Annotated in this window: 17 protein-coding genes; 10 read left to right on the top strand and 7 right to left on the bottom strand. The window is 53.0% G+C overall.

Annotated elements, in window-relative coordinates; all coding sequences use genetic code 11:
* Positions 1-34 precede the first annotated feature (34 nt).
* Positions 35-1687: a fatty acid--CoA ligase gene (locus LOS15_RS08505; protein WP_263065237.1), complete on the top strand. Its 1653-nt coding sequence runs from the start codon at positions 35-37 to the stop codon at positions 1685-1687.
* Positions 1688-1691: 4 nt separating this feature from the next.
* Here the strand turns inward: LOS15_RS08505 and LOS15_RS08500 are convergent, their stop codons facing one another.
* A complete protein-coding gene (locus LOS15_RS08500; protein ID WP_263065235.1) occupies positions 1692-2705 on the bottom strand; it encodes an AraC family transcriptional regulator in 1014 nt (337 codons plus the stop codon).
* A 154-nt stretch (positions 2706-2859) separates the two neighbouring features.
* Here LOS15_RS08500 and LOS15_RS08495 point away from each other — a divergent pair, with 154 nt between their 5' ends.
* Complete coding sequence (locus tag LOS15_RS08495) at positions 2860-4782, top strand: ATP-binding cassette domain-containing protein (RefSeq protein WP_263065233.1); 1923 nt, start codon at positions 2860-2862, stop codon at positions 4780-4782.
* A 53-nt stretch (positions 4783-4835) separates the two neighbouring features.
* Here the strand turns inward: LOS15_RS08495 and LOS15_RS08490 are convergent, their stop codons facing one another.
* The gene (locus LOS15_RS08490) at positions 4836-5288 is read right to left on the bottom strand and encodes a universal stress protein (protein WP_263065232.1); all 453 of its coding nucleotides are present in this window, start codon (positions 5286-5288) and stop codon (positions 4836-4838) included.
* 145 nt (positions 5289-5433) lie between these two features.
* Between LOS15_RS08490 and LOS15_RS08485 the strand changes: the two genes are divergently transcribed.
* Positions 5434-5973, top strand: a complete 540-nt coding sequence (locus LOS15_RS08485) for a preprotein translocase subunit YajC (protein ID WP_263065230.1) — start codon at positions 5434-5436, stop codon at positions 5971-5973.
* A gap of 11 nt (positions 5974-5984) precedes the next feature.
* Here the strand turns inward: LOS15_RS08485 and slyA are convergent, their stop codons facing one another.
* Positions 5985-6437, bottom strand: a complete 453-nt coding sequence (gene slyA / locus LOS15_RS08480) for a transcriptional regulator SlyA (protein ID WP_263065228.1) — start codon at positions 6435-6437, stop codon at positions 5985-5987.
* 75 nt (positions 6438-6512) lie between these two features.
* Positions 6513-7667 carry a DUF2914 domain-containing protein gene (locus tag LOS15_RS08475; protein ID WP_263065227.1) on the bottom strand — a complete coding sequence of 385 codons (1155 nt, stop codon included), beginning with the start codon at positions 7665-7667 and terminating at the stop codon, positions 6513-6515.
* A 262-nt stretch (positions 7668-7929) separates the two neighbouring features.
* Between LOS15_RS08475 and fadB the strand changes: the two genes are divergently transcribed.
* Both fadB and fadA read left to right on the top strand, forming a co-directional pair.
* Positions 7930-10104, top strand: coding sequence for a fatty acid oxidation complex subunit alpha FadB (gene fadB, locus LOS15_RS08470; protein WP_263065226.1), 2175 nt, complete (start codon positions 7930-7932; stop codon positions 10102-10104).
* Between the two features lie 23 nt (positions 10105-10127).
* Entirely contained in the window at positions 10128-11306 is a 1179-nt protein-coding gene (fadA, locus tag LOS15_RS08465) for an acetyl-CoA C-acyltransferase FadA (protein ID WP_263065224.1), read from the top strand.
* A 66-nt stretch (positions 11307-11372) separates the two neighbouring features.
* On the opposite strand, the gene LOS15_RS08460 is transcribed toward fadA, so the two are convergent.
* Positions 11373-12461, bottom strand: coding sequence for a histone deacetylase (locus LOS15_RS08460; protein WP_263065223.1), 1089 nt, complete (start codon positions 12459-12461; stop codon positions 11373-11375).
* A gap of 158 nt (positions 12462-12619) precedes the next feature.
* Complete coding sequence (locus tag LOS15_RS08455; RefSeq protein ID WP_263069566.1) at positions 12620-13081, bottom strand: flavodoxin family protein; 462 nt, start codon at positions 13079-13081, stop codon at positions 12620-12622.
* A gap of 72 nt (positions 13082-13153) precedes the next feature.
* Between LOS15_RS08455 and LOS15_RS08450 the strand changes: the two genes are divergently transcribed.
* The 4 genes from LOS15_RS08450 to LOS15_RS08435 all read left to right on the top strand — a co-directional run bounded on the left by LOS15_RS08450 (position 13154) and on the right by LOS15_RS08435 (position 15110).
* Entirely contained in the window at positions 13154-13522 is a 369-nt protein-coding gene (locus LOS15_RS08450) for a thiol-disulfide oxidoreductase DCC family protein (protein ID WP_263069564.1), read from the top strand.
* Positions 13523-13574: 52 nt separating this feature from the next.
* A complete protein-coding gene (locus LOS15_RS08445; RefSeq protein WP_317629641.1) occupies positions 13575-14144 on the top strand; it encodes a hypothetical protein in 570 nt (189 codons plus the stop codon).
* Positions 14145-14220: 76 nt separating this feature from the next.
* Positions 14221-14697: a YbhB/YbcL family Raf kinase inhibitor-like protein gene (locus LOS15_RS08440; RefSeq protein WP_263069562.1), complete on the top strand. Its 477-nt coding sequence runs from the start codon at positions 14221-14223 to the stop codon at positions 14695-14697.
* A gap of 71 nt (positions 14698-14768) precedes the next feature.
* A complete protein-coding gene (locus tag LOS15_RS08435) occupies positions 14769-15110 on the top strand; it encodes a zinc ribbon domain-containing protein YjdM (RefSeq protein WP_263069561.1) in 342 nt (113 codons plus the stop codon).
* Positions 15111-15211: 101 nt separating this feature from the next.
* Here LOS15_RS08435 and LOS15_RS08430 read toward each other — a convergent pair whose 3' ends face one another.
* On the bottom strand, positions 15212-15415 hold the full coding sequence (locus LOS15_RS08430; protein ID WP_263069559.1) for a putative motility protein: 204 nt from the start codon (positions 15413-15415) through the stop codon (positions 15212-15214).
* Positions 15416-15702: 287 nt separating this feature from the next.
* Between LOS15_RS08430 and LOS15_RS08425 the strand changes: the two genes are divergently transcribed.
* Positions 15703-16167 carry an SUF system Fe-S cluster assembly regulator gene (locus LOS15_RS08425; RefSeq protein ID WP_263069557.1) on the top strand — a complete coding sequence of 155 codons (465 nt, stop codon included), beginning with the start codon at positions 15703-15705 and terminating at the stop codon, positions 16165-16167.
* The last annotated feature ends 50 nt before the right edge of the window (positions 16168-16217 follow it).

Below are 16217 nucleotides of genomic sequence, written 5' to 3'. Positions count from 1 at the left end.
AATTTTGCCAACACAATCAAAAAGGTGAGTATTTATGTCGACGATAACGCCCAAGATTATTCCTCCAACGCCTTCCGCGACTAATTCTCCACTGTTAATCGGCGACTTGCTTGAGTCAGGCGTGCGTATGGCGGGTAACAACCAAATTGTTTATCGCGACCAGTGCCGCCACGATTACCGACGTTTTCGCGAACGGGTGCATCAGCTTGCCCATACGCTAACGGCAAAGGGCGTAAAAGCAGGGGATGTGGTGGCCGTTCTGGATTGGGACAGCCACCGCTACCTTGAATGCTTCTTCGCCATTCCCATGATTGGCGCTGTGCTACACACGGTGAACGTGCGCTTAGCGCCCGAGCAGATTCTGTACACCATGGAGCACGCCGAAGATGTGTTCGTACTGGTGCACGAAGACTTTGTGCCACTGCTTGAGCCTCTTGCGGATAAGTTACCCAATATTCACGGTTACATGCTGTGCCAGGAGGAGGCGAGAGACGTCAACACGTCGTTACCTCTGGTGGGGGAGTTTGAGGCGTTATTAAGTGAGCAACTCAGTCATTACGATTTCCCTATCTTTGATGAAAATGCCGTGGCCACGCTGTTCTATACCACAGGCACTACCGGTAATCCCAAAGGGGTGTTTTTTACGCATCGACAGTTAGTGCTGCATACCCTGGGTGAAGCCAGTACCTTCCAGGCGCCGGGCTTTGAGCTGCTCAATCGTGATAAGGTCTACATGCCCATCACGCCGATGTTCCATGTGCATGCATGGGGCGTGCCCTATACCGCGACGCTGATGGGGGCCACCCAGGTGTATCCCGGAAAATACGAGCCCGAGATGCTTGTGAAGCTGCTGGTCAGTGAAAAGGTCGATTTTTCTCACTGCGTCCCCACGCTGCTGAACATGGTGGTCAGTGCGGATGCGATTGCGTCGAAAAAAGTAGACCTAAGTGGCTGGAAAGTGCTGGTAGGCGGCAGTGCTCTCACTCAAGCGCTGGCCAGCCGTGCTTGGTCGCTGGGTATTGATACACGCAGCGCCTACGGTATGTCGGAAACCTGCCCGCTGCTCACGGCGGATATTCTGCCCCGTGAGGTGGGTGAGGCGAACTTCGATACCCAGCTTCCTTGGCGCTGCAAGGCTGGCCTACCAGTGCCCTTGGTGAAGTTGCAAGTGGTCGATACTGACGGCAAACCGCTACCCCATGATGGCCAAAGTGTCGGCGAAGTACGTGCCCAAGCACCCTGGCTCACTCAGGCCTACTACAAAGAAGAAAAGCGCAGCGAAGAGTTATGGCGTGATGGTTGGCTACATACGGGCGATGTGGGCTCCATTGACGAGCACGGCTTCTTAGCCATTAGTGACCGCATTAAAGATGTTATTAAGACCGGCGGGGAGTGGCTCTCATCGCTTGAGCTGGAAAGCTATATCAGCCAGTGCCCAGGCGTTGCTGAGGTGGCTGTGATTGGCGTTGCCGATGATAAATGGGGAGAGCGCCCGGCTGCGTTAGTGGTGCCCAGCGATCTGAAGAACCCACCCACGGCAGAGGAGGTGCAAGCCTTTATGGAGCAGTTCGTCGAGCAGGGCGCTATCAACCGCTGGGGCATTCCATCGCTTATCCGTATGGTCGATGAAATTCCCAAAACCAGCGTCGGCAAACTGGATAAAAAGCGTATCCGCACGGAAATATAAACGGCTATCGCTTGATGCCTGCCGTCGGGGCTTTTCGATAGGCGGCGGGCGAATTGCCGGTCCACTGCTTAAAGGCCCTGCTAAAGCAGGCTAAGTCTTCAAATCCAAGGGTGTCGGCAATAGAGGCAAGCGGCTGAGCGCTGCAGGTTAGTGCCTGAACCGCATAATCTCGACGAAACTCATCTTTGACGGCTTGGAAATGTGTGCCTTCTACCTTTAATCGGCGTGACAGCGTGCGTACCGACATGTGCAGCGCGTCGGCCACATGGGAAACGTTGGCCGCCGCAGGTAAGTGGCGTCTTAGATGTTCGCGTACTCGGTGGGTTAACAGCTGCTCCTCAAATGAGACATAAAACCAGTCGGCCGGAGCACGCTGTAAAAAGGCGGCCAGATGTTGTTTGGTTTGCCGGATAGGGTGGTTCAGTAACGATTGATCAAACGACATAGCGGTTTGAGGCTGATTAAAGCGCACTTTGCCCGGATAGAAATAAAGATAGTCAGCATTATACGAGGGCGGCGCGTAGTTACACTCCATCAATACAGGGGGTATTTTGCGGGCAATCATCCATGACGCAATGCCGTGGAACAGTTTCAGCATCAGCTCGTGTATCAAAATGCGACTACCGGGCAGCGCGGCATGCTCCACTAAGGCCATGCGTGCCACACCATCGTTAACGGTAAAATCGTAGCTAAAATCATCCAACATGATTCTGAAAAACTGAGTATAGCGGTGCAAGGCGACGTGTAGGGTGGGGGCATCCAGCAGACTTAAACAGAGTAGTTTCAGAGTGCCGCAGCGTAGCGGGCGTGAGAAAAATCGTGGGGTCTCATCGTCTAGCTCAAGAGCGATAAGCCGATAAAGCTCGGCAAACTGCTCAACGGTGACTCGCCCATTGGGTGCGCTTAACAGAAAAGGCGAAATGCCCGCCTGTTCTAAATAGCGGCTGTGGAATGGCACGCTGTCCGTTAAGCCATACAGCAGTTTGTTCACGAAGTGCATCGAAACAGTTACTGTCACTGCACACCTGCCTCAATAACGTCCCAGACGCTACGTAAAGGTTGTCGAATATTCCCACGACGTTAGCACGATGTGGTCTTTGCCTCTACAAGGTTACCCCTCTTAGGCAGTGCATGCGTTACACTGTGCGCCTCACGACGAAGGAGGACACTGCGTGACCTTGTTACGACTCGAACAGCTGCAACTCGCCTATGGCACCCAAGTACTACTTAACCGCGCCGACCTAACGGTTGAAAAAGGCGAGCGGCTGGCGCTGGTCGGGCGCAACGGCACCGGTAAATCAACGTTGTTGAAATTGGTGGCGGGCGATATCCAAGCCGATGATGGCTCGATTTGGCGTGCGCCGGGTCTGAAAATCGGTGTGCTGGCCCAGGAGCTGCCAGAATCTTCCGGTATGACCATTTTTGATATGGTCGCCCAGGGGCTGCCCGAGGCCGGGGAACTGCTGTCTGAGTACCAGCACTTAATCAATGACCCCGATCCTGATATGAATCGCATGGCCAAGCTGCAAACCCGTATTGAGGCTATTGACGGCTGGTCGTTTCACCAGAGTATCGATGTCGTGCTCACCCGTTTAGGGTTACCGCCTGAGGCTGAGATGAGTGCGCTCTCCGGTGGCTGGCGCCGCCGCGTTGCGTTGGCGCGTGCGCTGGTCTCAGAGCCTGACCTGTTGCTGCTGGATGAGCCTACCAACCACCTGGACCTAGACACCATCGCGTGGTTGGAGGAGCAACTGCTCGCCTTTAACGGCGCGGTGTTACTGATTACCCACGACAGGGCTTTCTTATCCAAGCTGGCGACTAATATTCTTGAGCTAGACCGAGGCAAATTAGGTCGTTATCCCGGCACCTACGCCGAGTATCAAGAGCGCAAGCAGCATGAGTTAGAGGTAGAAGCCCGAGAAAATGCGCTGTTTGATAAAAAACTGGCTCAGGAAGAAGTTTGGATACGACAGGGGGTTAAAGCGCGTCGCACGCGTAACGAAGGTCGTGTACGCGAGCTGGAGCAAATGCGCTTGGAGCGTAGCCAGCGCCGTGAACGCCAAGGTACGGCCAACCTTACAGTGGATAGCGGTGAGCGCACCGGTAAGCGGGTAGTCGAACTGAAAGGTGTCACGCAACGGTTTGGAGACGAGGTTATTCTGCGTGATGTAAACCTTGAAGTAATGCGCGGCGATCGCATTGGCTTCTTGGGACGCAACGGCGCCGGCAAAACGACGCTGCTGAAAATTCTGCTGGGGGAGCTGGAACCCACAGAGGGCAGCGTGCAGTTAGGCACTAATTTGAAGGTCGCCTACTTCGACCAGCTGCGCGCCGGCCTGGAACTTGAAAAAACCGTCTACGATAACGTCGCTCAAGGCAGCGACCGGGTCAGCGTGGGTGGTAAAGATCGCCACGTGATGAGCTATCTGCAGGACTTCCTGTTCACACCGGATCGCGTACGCCAGCCAGTTAAAGCGCTCTCGGGCGGCGAGTCCAACCGCCTGCTGTTAGCCAAGCTGTTTACTCAGCCTGCCAACGTGCTGGTGCTGGATGAGCCGACCAACGACTTGGATATGGAAACGCTAGAGCTGCTTGAAGAGCTGCTGCTGGATTTCGACGGCACACTGCTGCTGGTCTCCCACGACCGGACCTTTATGGATAACGTGGTGACTAGCATGCTGGCCTTCGAAGGCGAGGGCTGCGTGCGTGAGTACGTGGGTGGCTACACGGACTGGATTCGCCAGGGAGGGAAGTTGCCGCCAGCGCCTTGGGATGGAGCCGCGCGTCAGCAAACGGAGCCCACTAGCGAGGTGGTTGAAAAAATATCACCGGTCTCAGCAGCAGCGGAGCCCGCCAAAAAAAACGTCAAGCTTTCCTATAAGCTCCAGCGAGAGTTGGATGGATTACCCGCTGAGATTGAGCGCTTAGAAAGTGACGTTGAGTCACTTGAGCAGGAGATTGGCGATCCGGCGTTTTATCAGCAAGAAGCCGCGTTGGTGACTGCCAAGTTGCAAGCACTTGAGAAGGTGCAGCAGGCATTGGAAGTGGCGATGGAGCGTTGGATGGAGCTTGAGGCCATGGCCAACGGTGAATAGTCAGTCGCGTTAAGCACCAAAGGCCCCAGGAGGGGCCTTTGGTGTTAGATGGTTTACTCGTCGCTTTTTTCGCCTTTTTTACCTACGCGCACCGCAAGCACATCGCATTGGGCGCCGTGCAGAACGCCGGTGGATGTAGAACCGAGCAATAGAGCAAAACCGTGACGCCCGTGGGAGCCTACCACGATCAAATCAACGTCGTGCTCTTCGGCAAAGCGGTGGATCTCAGTGTCGGGCATGCCCACAACGACATGCTGGTCGGCTTGCGAAATATGCGGCGCGGCAATTTCAGCAAGGCGCTTTTTTGCGTGCTCATCCAGCTGGTCTTGAATGCTGGTAAGGTCCATAGGGATATCGCCACCATAGGCGAAACCCAAGGGCTCGAGCGTATGCATAATGGAAATTTTAGCGTCTTGGTTGCGTTCTGAAATGCCCACCGCCCGCTCTAACACTTTGTGCGAATCTTTGGTTAAATCGACGGCTACCAGGATATGGCGATAGCTCATGGCTTTTCTCCTTAGCGTTCAGTAACAAAGAAGGAGCTTTGTTAGATGTCCTTTACTTTAGGCGTCTCAGGCAATCTTAACAACGATCTATATCATGGTTTTTTCAAGTAGCTAACGCAGTTTGTCCGGAAGAGGTGGGGTTAGAATGGAATGGTTGATTATTGTTGCGATATTGATGTTTATCATTACGCCAGTAATGTGGCTCAAGCCCAGCCCGAAGCAAAAACGCCAGATGGCGCTACGTGAAAGTGCCAAAAAACAGGGGGTCACCATTAAGATGGATAAGCCCCCGTTGCATCATTTTAGAGGCACCATGCCAGCCTACCGGTGGTACTATCCGCAGGGAGCTCCCGGCCCTACGTTTGTACTACTAAGAGATGTGAGTGCCAGCGATGCGCTTGAGCTGTATCACGCGGGCTGGCGGTGGCGTATTGCGCCTTTACGAGCACTGCCCGATAACGCCACCGAGCCTTTCAAAGCACTGCTAGAGCGGCTGCCGCAAGATGCATTAGTCATCGAGTCGACCCCCGGTTCGCTCACGTTATGGTGGTGGGAGTCGCAAAACGCAGAGCGTTTCACCACCTACTTAGATGATTTTGAACAGCTTAAACGGTCGCTAAGCGGCCTTTCCGATAAGCCCGTTAATAAGCCGCTTCAAACGCAGAGTGTCGGCCGTCATTTGTAGTGCTAAGGTCATTATGCGCTTGGATTTTCTTGATCCCGCGCTTGAATCGCGAGGCCGTTAGCCTCGATGAGTGCCAGCCACTCATCCAGCTTATCGAGTTCATTTTCGTTTAACCCGGCGAGCATCTCTTTACGCGCTTCTAGCACTACGCTATCGATTTGCTCTAGTAAGGGCATGGCCGCAGACGTGAGATAGATGCGCTTACTGCGCCGATCATTATCGCAGGCGCGGCGCTCGACTAAGCCCTGCTCCTCCAGCTGGCCTAGCGTGCGGACTAATGAAGGCGCTTCAACCCCGATTGCGCGAGCCAAATCACACTGAGGGTTCCCTTCCCCTAACTTCCAAAGGTGGTAAAGCGTAACCCAGCGGGTCTGTGTTAGCCCCAGGGGGGCTAGTCTGCGGTCGATGATAGAGCGCCACAAATGTGGCAGGCGGGCGAGTCGAAAACCAATGGATGACGGCATAGCAATTGGCTACCAATAAGTGTAAGTGGAGGAATTGTCATTAGCTGAACCGCTGATTGCAAGGTGTTCTGTTATTCAATTCTCACTTGACGGGTCGGCATCGTCGCTTCTGCCAGGAATAAAACGGCGCAAATTGAGGCCGCTTAGCCCGCTTGCGTTAATGTGGCTGTCGGCAAGTGAGGCCTTGTCAGGATCCTCCGATACGTTAAAACGCAGTAAGCCTAACCGCTGGCCGCCGTCGGTCATAATGTCGATGCGCCATTTTCCAGAAGGGTCGGCGGGGAAGTTGAGCTTATGGCTCCAAGCCCGATAGCCCTGTTCACGTCCCCCATTAATGGCGAGCTCTACCGCATCGATAGGCGCGCCATTGTGGTACCAGGTATGGTAAATCGTTTCGCTTAAGCCCCGGGGCGCTCGTATGGCGGTGTAAACGTATAGGCCGTTGGCTTGTAATGCCTGTGGTGTAAGCGCAATCGAACCCTGCGGTTGGCGCTGTTGGATGTTGAAGGCCGGTGAAAGCGCGCTGCTGGTCATCCAGAGGCTGGCGGGTGGCACCCAAATACGGCCCAACCAAGCGGCGTAAGCAAGCACCAACGTTAGCCCAAGAAATAGGCACCAGTGCTTCAGCGAGCGTTTATTGAGTAAATGCCAAAAGCTAGGTAGGGCCACCAGTACTGTGATCACGAGCGCTAGTTGTAGGCTTTGGCGAGTCGTGAGATAAAACATGATTGGCAAAACCACCAGGACGACCAAAAAGACGCACTGGGCATGAAAAATAAAGTAGAGGCTACGCCAGCGGCCCGCTAGCTTGTAGTAGAGCGGGTCAATGATCGAGAGTGCCGCCATGCCTACTACCAGGGCGGCAAATAATGTTTGGCCGCTGTTCCACACGGTGGTGATTAAAATGAACGGTAGCGTGAAGAAGAGCGTTTCTTGGTGAATCATTTGGGCGATAAACGTTGTCACCCCCCGAGGCAGCGTGGGGTGCCCACGCTTTGCAAGCCAACGGCTGATTAAACTTTCTGAAAGCAGCAGCAGCCAAGCGAACAGCAGTCCAAGCGCTAACGCTGCCCCCAGCCACTGTTGACGGTCGACCAAGAAAAAACTGCCCAAGCCAGCGGCAAACGCCATAGGTGGCCACAGCCAGCTCCACGGTTTTAAGCGCTCGACCAGGCGCTCAACGCGATTCTGTAGAGAGGTAATGCGCGAGGGGGTAAGCAGGGCGCTCATAGCAGAAGGGGTCTCAGTAAAACAGCAGGGTGATTTAGTTTAGCGCGAGCATCGCATGGTGGCAGGTTACTTCAATCCAAAGCGAGGTTTTTCTACTGAACCCCTCAAGCTACGCTGAGTCATAGCCGCTAAGCGTGTTAGCCGAAAGTCAGGGCTTGACGTTCTGCAGTAACTCAACCAAGCTTACACAATCAAACGACCGTATGAAATGCGAGGCGGGTCCGATATAAGGGGCTAGCCCGAACTTGTGGAGAGAGCGCGGATGATCTATCAAGGCAATGCCATCACGGTGGAGCGTCGTAAGACCCAAGGTGGCAATGACATCGCCCAACTCACTTTCGATTTGAAAGATGAGTCCGTCAATAAACTTTCCAGCGGTGTAGTCGCTGAATTGGGGGAGGCTGTTAAAGCGCTTCAAGGCGAAAGCGATTTGCAAGGCTTACTGATCCGTAGTGGCAAAGAGGCGTTTATCGTCGGTGCCGATATTACGGAGTTCCATAGCCTATTTGATAAAGGTGAAGAGTACCTGGTTGAGATGAATCTCAAGGTACACGATATCTTCAATGCCATTGAAGACCTGCCTTTCCCCACAGTAACGGCCATCAATGGTTTAGCGTTAGGTGGTGGTTGTGAAGTATTGTTGACCACCGATTTTCGCGTGATGAGTGAAAAAGCCAAAATTGGCCTGCCTGAAACCAAGCTTGGCATTCTGCCGGGCTGGGGTGGTTGTGTACGTTTGCCGCGCTTGATTGGTGCTGATAACGCTATCGAATGGATTGCGGGTGGCACTGAAAACCGCGCCAACTCAGCGCTTAAGGTGGGAGCAGTAGACGCGGCGGTAGCCCATGAGCTGCTAGAAGAAGCGGCGCTGGATATCCTCGACCGAGCTAATGCCGGTGAGCTGGATTACATGGCCCGCCGTGAAGAGAAAACGTCGCCGTTGAAGCTTAATGCAATTGAGCAAATGATGGCGTTTGAAACCGCCAAAGGTTACGTGGCAGGTAAGGCGGGCCCTCACTATCCTGCGCCAGTAGAGTCCATCAAAGTCATTCAAAAAGGTGCCGGTGAAACACGTGCCCGTGCTCAAGCGATTGAGGCAAAAGCGTTTGCCAAACTCGCACTGAGCAGCGTTGCCTTTAACCTTGTGGGTTTGTTCCTTAACGACCAAGTCGTAAAGAAAAAAGGCAGCAAATACGAGAAACAGTCGCAGCCGGTTAAGCAAACCGCCGTACTAGGTGCGGGTATTATGGGCGGTGGTATTGCCTACCAGAGCGCCAGTAAAGGCACGCCCATTGTTATGAAAGATATCAATGAGGAAGCCATTGAGCTGGGCTTGAAAGAGGCGCGTAAGCTGTTCTCCAAGCAGGTTGAGCGTAAAAAGCTGACCACCGAGCAGATGGCCGAAAAGCTGACCAATATTCGTCCTACGCTCTCTTACGGTGATTTCGAAAGCGTCGATCTTGTGGTTGAGGCCGTGGTTGAAAACCCGAAAGTGAAAGACGCCGTCCTGACTGAAGTGGAAGGCCTGGTCAGCGAAAACACCATTCTGACCTCTAACACCTCGACGATTTCCATCAATCGTCTGGCTAAAAACCTTAAGCGTCCTGAAAACTTCTGCGGTATGCACTTCTTCAACCCAGTGCACCGTATGCCGCTGGTGGAAGTTATTCGCGGTGAGAAGACCTCAGACGCTGCTGTGGCGGCAACGGTTGCTTATGCGCGTGCCATGGGTAAGACCCCCATCGTGGTTAACGACTGCCCCGGCTTCTTGGTTAACCGCGTACTGTTCCCTTACTTTGGTGGCTTTAGCTTCCTCGTTGAGCAAGGCGCTGATTTCCAGCGTGTTGATAAGGTAATGGAGAAGTTCGGCTGGCCCATGGGCCCTGCTTATCTGCTAGACGTCGTCGGTCTGGATACCGCAGTCCACGCTAACGAGGTGATGGCGGAAGGCTTCCCCGATCGTATGGCGCGGGATGGCAAAACCGCTATTCAGGTGATGTACGACAACAAGCGCCTGGGCCAGAAAAACGATAAAGGCTTCTATGCCTACGAGGAAGACAAGAAAGGCAAGCCAAAGAAAGTCACCGACGAGCAGGCCTACGCGCTGGTCAAAGAAGTCGTCAAAGAGCAGAAAGAGTTTACGGATGAAGACATCATTGCTCGCATGATGGTACCGCTTTGCCTGGAAACCGTTCGCTGCTTGGAAGATGGCATCGTTGAGACGCCTGCTGAAGCCGATATGGCACTGATCTACGGTATTGGTTTCCCTCCCTTCCGCGGTGGCGCACTGCGCTACATTGACGCGATGGGCGTTGCTGAGTTTGTGAAGCTGGCTGAAAACCTTGCGGATGAGTTAGGCCCGCTATACGCACCGACTGAGAAACTGCGCCAGATGGCTCAAAATAATGAGCAATTTTACGCTGGTAACCAGGCCTAACCACCACGCATAGGAGATAGAAGATGAGTTTGAACCCAAGAGATATCGTGGTGGTTGACGGTGTACGTACCGCCATGGCAAAAGCTAAAAACGGTGCGTTCCGTAACGTGCGCGCTGAGAACCTTTCCGCTGCAGTGATGCAGGCACTGTTTGCCCGTAACGCCAATCTGGATCCGTCCGAAGTGGATGATGTGATTTGGGGCTGCGTTAACCAGACCTTAGAGCAGTCCATGAACATCGCCCGTAATGCGGCGATTATGACCGGCATTCCTCGTTCGGTGCCCGCGCAAACCGTTAACCGTCTGTGCGGCTCCTCAATGACCGCGCTGCACATCGCCGCTGCCAACATCAAAGCGGGCATGGGCGACTTTTACGTAATCGGTGGGGTAGAGCACATGGAGCACGTGCCCATGGCTCACGGCGTTGATGTTAACCCCGCTGCCAGCAAGCACGCGGCGAAAGCCGCCATGATGATGGGGCTTACCGCTGAACTGCTGGGTAAGATGCACGGCATCTCTCGTGAAGATCAGGATAAGTTTGGCGTGCGCTCCCACCAGCGTGCCCAGGCGGCGATGGAGAAAGGCTACTTCGATAACGAAATTATTGGTGTCGAAGGCCATGACCAGCGCGGCTTTAAAGTCCTGGTTAAAAACGATGAAGTGATTCGCCCGGAGGCCAGCCTTGAGTCTATGGCAAGCCTTAAGCCAGTGTTCGACCCTCGCAATGGTACCGTTACTGCAGGTACCTCATCAGCGCTGTCGGTGGGTGCATCAGCCATGGCAGTAATGAGCTACGAGCGCGCCCAGGCCCTGGGGCTTGAGCCGATTGCCAAAGTGCTTTCAACGGGTGTGGCTGGTTGTGATGCGTCTATTATGGGTTACGGCCCGGTGCCTGCGTCGAAGAAAGCACTGAAAGCGGCAGGGTTATCCGCTGCGGATATTCAAACCGTTGAGCTTAACGAAGCGTTTGCGGCTCAAGGCCTGCCAGTCTTAAAAGACCTGGGCTTCCTTGATGCGATGGACGAAAAAGTGAACCTACATGGTGGCGCTATTGCTCTGGGCCACCCGCTGGGCTGTTCAGGCTCGCGCATTTGCACCACGCTGCTTAATGTCATGCAGCAGCGCGACACCACCCTGGGTCTTGCCACCATGTGTATTGGTATGGGGCAAGGGGTAGCGACCGTGTTTGAACGTCTAAGATAAACGCGGCGCTTTTCAACAAAAACGGCACCTAAGCTAAGTTGGGTGCCGTTTTTTATTGCCGCTCGGTTATTTCGTTTGAAATGCATTACGATGAAAGTTAGCCGCTGCTTGGACGTCTGCAATCCCGCAGGTATCGGGGATAGGCACGGTGTTACCCGCTAATACTCTAAGCACCGCACGAGTGCCATTGGCTAAGGACTCCAGGTTATAACCCCCTTCTAGCACAAAGACCAAACGGCCTTCGCAATGCTGCTCGGCCATGGCTTGTACGGCTCCTGTGAGAGCGCCAAACCCCTCGTAGGAAACATTAAGCGCTAAATCGTGCCAATGTGGGTCAAAGCCTGCTGAGACTAGAATAATATCGGGTTTAAACCACGCAGCTGCTGGCGCCAGAATCTCGTGAAACGCTTTGAGGTATGCTTCATCTCCAGCGCCTGCAGGTAGGGGGACATTGATGGTAGTGCCTTCTCCTAGGCCAGCGCCAACCTCTTCTAGATGGCCTGATCCCGGGTAGAAGGGGGCAGCGCGGTGTATATCGAAAAACATCACGTCAGGGTCGGCCCAAAAGATATCCTGCGTACCGTTGCCGTGGTGGGCATCCCAATCAATAATCAGCACTCTTTCACAGCCCAAGGCGCTGCGTGCATGGGCAGCGGCAACGGCGATGTTATTGAATAAACAGAAGCCTCTTGCGCGGACGGGTTCCGCATGGTGGCCTGGTGGGCGTACAAGTGCGAATGCGCTTTTGGTGCGTTTCTCCATTACCGCCTCTACCGCTGCAATCGCCGTGCCTGCTGCTACTTCAGCGGCATCAACGCTGCCGGGTGAAACTGCAGTAGTATCGACATCTAACCAAGCATTTTTGCCTCTTAAGCTAAAAATATCGCTTAAGTAAGAAGTGGTGTGGACGCGGGCTAATTGTTCAGCGGTGGCGGCTTTGCCGCCCTCAATGGTTAAGCCCTCGATTGGCGCTTTCTCAAGCAGCTGTTGAATGGCTTTCAAACGGCCAGGATGCTCAGGGTATTTCCACGGAACAGGCAATCCAGCCAACAGGTGGCGAATACGTTTATCAATCCGTTCGGGTAAAAAATCGGCGTCAATATTAGGCTCGTGAGCCAGTACGCGATCATCATAAAAAGCGATGACGTTGTGCATAATCGCTACCTGGAAGACATGCGTTGAATAGTAGCAAGGGCAGTGGTGACCATCAGGTTTTTAAGGCTGCCGTTGCACCGTGCTTTCTTACAGTAAGGCAGGCTTGTCACGGTTATACAATGTGATTTTCGACACGCAACGTAAAGTTTGCACTCGGCTTAGATAATCCCAGCTTCAAGGCTAGCGGCCATCGAAAGGCCTAGTTCTTCGCACTGTTCAAGAAAAACCTCCTGAAACTCTCCCCTGCAGATCAGTGGCGCTTGCACTAGCTTCCATCGCATGCCTTTTGTGATGCTTTCAATGGCGCGTTGGGTGCCTGTTCCATCGTGGCCGGCACGCACATAAAAGGCGAACGGCAAGCCTTCGTTTTTGTCTAGGCAAGGGTAGTAGCACCGATCGAAAACATCCTTCATCAAACCTGCCATGTATCCCAGGTTTTCGGTGGTTCCCAATATAACGGCGTCAGCTGCGTTAATGTGCTCAGGCTGGGTTTCAAGCGGGTTTAGAGAGACGACTTCCACACCTTCTATATCTGAATCAGACGCGCCATTGATAACTCCCTGAAGCATTTTTTGGGTGTTATCAGAAGGGGCATGAGCAATGATTAAGAGACGTTTCATGGGAAAGCCTGCTGAGTTGCGTCGTATGGCGGAAGTGGCACACTATGAAGTACAGCTTTAGTGAGAGCCTATATGACTAATCACGCGGTTATCAACGTCTACTACGATGGTATTTGCCCCGGCTGCCGCAAGGATCGTGCTCGATTTGAGCGCTGGGCTGGTAAGCGTGCAAGCGATATACGGTGGTGCGATGTGACTGAGCATCAGCAGGCGTTACGTGAAAAGGGGATAGCGCCAGAGGCGGCGCTGCGCTCATTGCATGTTGAAAAAGCCGATGGCTGTATCATCGAAGGAATAGAGGCCTATCAGCTGCTGATGGCGCGCATCCCCATGTTACGACCCGTTGGCTGGATTATCGGTTTGCCGGGTATTAAAGCGGTTCTGCGCTGGTACTACGATGGCTGGGTGCAGCGGCGTTTGAAACGTGAAGGGCGCGGGTAAGTTGTCGCAAATGGAGTGTTTAAATATTTGTGAACCGTTCATAGGGAATTAAATGATGAAGCGACAGGCTAAATGGGTAGGTCTAGCGGGGGGATGTATCTTGGTGAGCGGGCTAGTAGGCTGTGCAGGACAGCCAACGTCAACAGGATTGCCGCTTTCTGACCCGGCTAAAACATCCGCGCCGCTAGAAGCACCGCCTGCATCGCAGGAGCCCTCTCAGCGTATATCAGCGACTGCCACCGATTGGGTGCCGCCGTTATTCATCAGTCCTGAAGAAGAGGCGGCGTACTATGTCAGCCGTCTTGCTGACAGGCGTTTTGTGTCCAGTTATGGAGACGGTGATAATCCTAAAACGTGGTATATCGCCGCTGAACGGTTAGGAGAAATTGGGTTGCCAGCGGTGCCACTGCTGTTTGCACAGCTTGATACCCAAAATGCATACGAGCGGATGCTGGTGCTTTACGCGCTGCAGCTCGCCACCCAAGACCCGCTATTAATGGCCAGAACCCGAGGTGATTATATTCAGTTGGAAACGGTCCTTGATCCAGCAGGGAATGCTGAAAACACCCGTATTGCTCGGCAGTGGTGGCAGCGGCATAGCGCTCTACTGGATTCGCCCTAATACCTTAGCTACATTCATTACTTAGCTACATTCAATAGCACACAACGCACAAGTCACCGGTACCAAGGAGAGCAGCATGGGTTTTGCCTTATCCTCAATGCAGGTTACAAGTAGTACGTTTGGGAATCACCAACCTATTCCCGCTCAATATACCGGGGTTGGCGATGATATATCGCCAGCCTTGGCATGGCAGGGCGCACCAGAAGGCACAAAAGGCTTTGCTGTGATTTGCCATGACCCCGATGCTCCGCTCGTTAAAGAGGGCAGCTATGGGTTTGTTCACTGGGTACTTTATAACTTGCCAAGTGATGTTGTTCAGCTCACTGAAAAAACGGCCTTGGGTACTGCAGGTACCAACGATTTTGGCAATCAGGGCTATGGAGGCCCAATGCCTCCCGAAGGTCATGGCCCGCACCTCTATTATTTTTGGGTCCTGGCATTAGATCATCAAACTAACCTACCTGAAGGGTTAACACTTGCTGAGCTGCTTAAAGAAGTGGAGCCAAATCTATTAGGCATGAATCGGTTAGTGGGTACTTTTCAGCGGGATTGATGACAGGTATCGGCTGGACATTTTATTAAAGCCGTGTAGGCTCCTTCGCTTTATTAGCGCTGGAGCTTTACATGAGTCGTTTACCCAACTGTCCTGCCTGTGCCTCAGAATTTACCTACGATGATGGTTTGCAGTACGTCTGCCCAGAGTGTGGCAATGAGTGGTCGAAAGTGTCGGAAGAGAGCTCAGAAGAGACGTTAAAGAGTGTTAGAGACGCCAATGGTAACGTGCTTGCTGATGGTGACAGCGTGACGGTAATTAAAGATTTAAAGGTAAAAGGCAGTTCGCTAGTAGTTAAAGTGGGTACCAAGGTGAAGAGTATCCGACTCGTCGAGGGTGATCATGATATTGACTGTAAAATTGACGGTATCGGCCCGATGAAACTGAAGTCTGAGTTTGTTAAGAAAGCGTAACGAACGGATGCCACCAGTATCTAACGTCGAAATAAAAATAGCCCCTTTAAATTAAGGGGCTATTTTTATTTACCTACGCATCAAATGGCTAGACAGCGTGCTCAAGCCGTTGTGTTAATCAATGTGCCTACGCTGCCGCTTGTTGCTAGCTGTGGCTCCATGGAAATCGTGTCCATTAATGCGGAGATATGTGCCGCTTGCCCATCTAACGCATCTTTAAAAACGCTGAGTTGTGCTTGTTGAGCGACTTGCGCCTGCTGCAACGCCATTGACGCGCCTACCATGTTGTTAACTACTGAATCCATAAAGCCTCCTGTGCGATCCCAATGCCTTTTACATTATTGGCATCTAATAATCTTTGAAGCTATCAGAGGTTGAGTATTGATGTAAACCATGGGCGAAAAGGCGAGCATCAATAATAGTTTTTTAAATGATAATGATTGTTGTTTTTGATGCGATTAGAGCCGAACGTGCTGTTATTTTGCCCATATTGCTAACGATTTTGCTCAAGGGCTTCACATCAAATTTATACAGGACTAAAATGGTACCCAATTAACAGCTAGGCCAATTGCAACGGCGAACGGGAGTTCACATGCTTAAGCTTTCTCGGCTGACAGACTATGCAGCGGTGGTAATGGCACAAATTGCCCGCTATCCCCAGGCGTCGCATACGGCGGCTGATTTAGCGGAGGCAGTTCAACTGCCCCATCCAACAGTCAGTAAAACGCTGAAGATGCTGGTGAAAGCAGGCTTACTGGACTCTCAGCGCGGTGCGCAGGGGGGCTATCGCCTCGCACGGCCCGCCTCGCATATTACGACAGCAGAAATTATTTCAGCTATTGAAGGGCCGGTGGCGATGACCGAGTGCAGCCAAGCGGAAGGTGAGTGCGAGCTTGCGGCCACTTGCGGAGTGTCAGATAACTGGCAGCGCGTCTCGCTCGCCATTCGAACGCTTTTAGAAAGCGTAACGCTCGCGCACTTGGCGGATACCACGCCGATCAAGCTGCCTGTTCAGCTACCAATTCAAACGATCAGCCTGTCCGCTGCCTCGGCTTAAACAAGCCCAGCAGACAGGCTGTATTGACTAATTGACGGCGAGCACCTCTC

It is taken from the genome of Halomonas sp. 7T (assembly GCF_025643255.1).
In the GTDB taxonomy this organism is placed as follows: domain Bacteria; phylum Pseudomonadota; class Gammaproteobacteria; order Pseudomonadales; family Halomonadaceae; genus Vreelandella.
The sequence above is the reverse complement of the archived record's forward strand: the minus strand, read 5'-3'. Positions and strand labels throughout refer to the sequence as shown.

Excerpts from the sequence above, each read along its gene's own strand:
- LOS15_RS08450 (WP_263069564.1), top strand. The coding sequence starts at position 13,154 with ATGACTAATCACGCGGTTATCAACGTCTACTACGATGGTATTTGCCCC.
- fadB (WP_263065226.1), top strand. The coding sequence starts at position 7,930 with ATGATCTATCAAGGCAATGCCATCACGGTGGAGCGTCGTAAGACCCAA.
- LOS15_RS08435 (WP_263069561.1), top strand. The coding sequence starts at position 14,769 with ATGAGTCGTTTACCCAACTGTCCTGCCTGTGCCTCAGAATTTACCTAC.
- LOS15_RS08460 (WP_263065223.1), bottom strand. The coding sequence starts at position 12,461 with ATGCACAACGTCATCGCTTTTTATGATGATCGCGTACTGGCTCACGAG.
- fadA (WP_263065224.1), top strand. The coding sequence starts at position 10,128 with ATGAGTTTGAACCCAAGAGATATCGTGGTGGTTGACGGTGTACGTACC.
- LOS15_RS08445 (WP_317629641.1), top strand. The coding sequence starts at position 13,575 with ATGATGAAGCGACAGGCTAAATGGGTAGGTCTAGCGGGGGGATGTATC.
- LOS15_RS08490 (WP_263065232.1), bottom strand. The coding sequence starts at position 5,288 with ATGAGCTATCGCCATATCCTGGTAGCCGTCGATTTAACCAAAGATTCG.
- LOS15_RS08505 (WP_263065237.1), top strand. The coding sequence starts at position 35 with ATGTCGACGATAACGCCCAAGATTATTCCTCCAACGCCTTCCGCGACT.
- LOS15_RS08455 (WP_263069566.1), bottom strand. The coding sequence starts at position 13,081 with ATGAAACGTCTCTTAATCATTGCTCATGCCCCTTCTGATAACACCCAA.
- LOS15_RS08475 (WP_263065227.1), bottom strand. The coding sequence starts at position 7,667 with ATGAGCGCCCTGCTTACCCCCTCGCGCATTACCTCTCTACAGAATCGC.
- LOS15_RS08485 (WP_263065230.1), top strand. The coding sequence starts at position 5,434 with ATGGAATGGTTGATTATTGTTGCGATATTGATGTTTATCATTACGCCA.
- slyA (WP_263065228.1), bottom strand. The coding sequence starts at position 6,437 with ATGCCGTCATCCATTGGTTTTCGACTCGCCCGCCTGCCACATTTGTGG.
- LOS15_RS08440 (WP_263069562.1), top strand. The coding sequence starts at position 14,221 with ATGGGTTTTGCCTTATCCTCAATGCAGGTTACAAGTAGTACGTTTGGG.
- LOS15_RS08425 (WP_263069557.1), top strand. The coding sequence starts at position 15,703 with ATGCTTAAGCTTTCTCGGCTGACAGACTATGCAGCGGTGGTAATGGCA.
- LOS15_RS08430 (WP_263069559.1), bottom strand. The coding sequence starts at position 15,415 with ATGGATTCAGTAGTTAACAACATGGTAGGCGCGTCAATGGCGTTGCAG.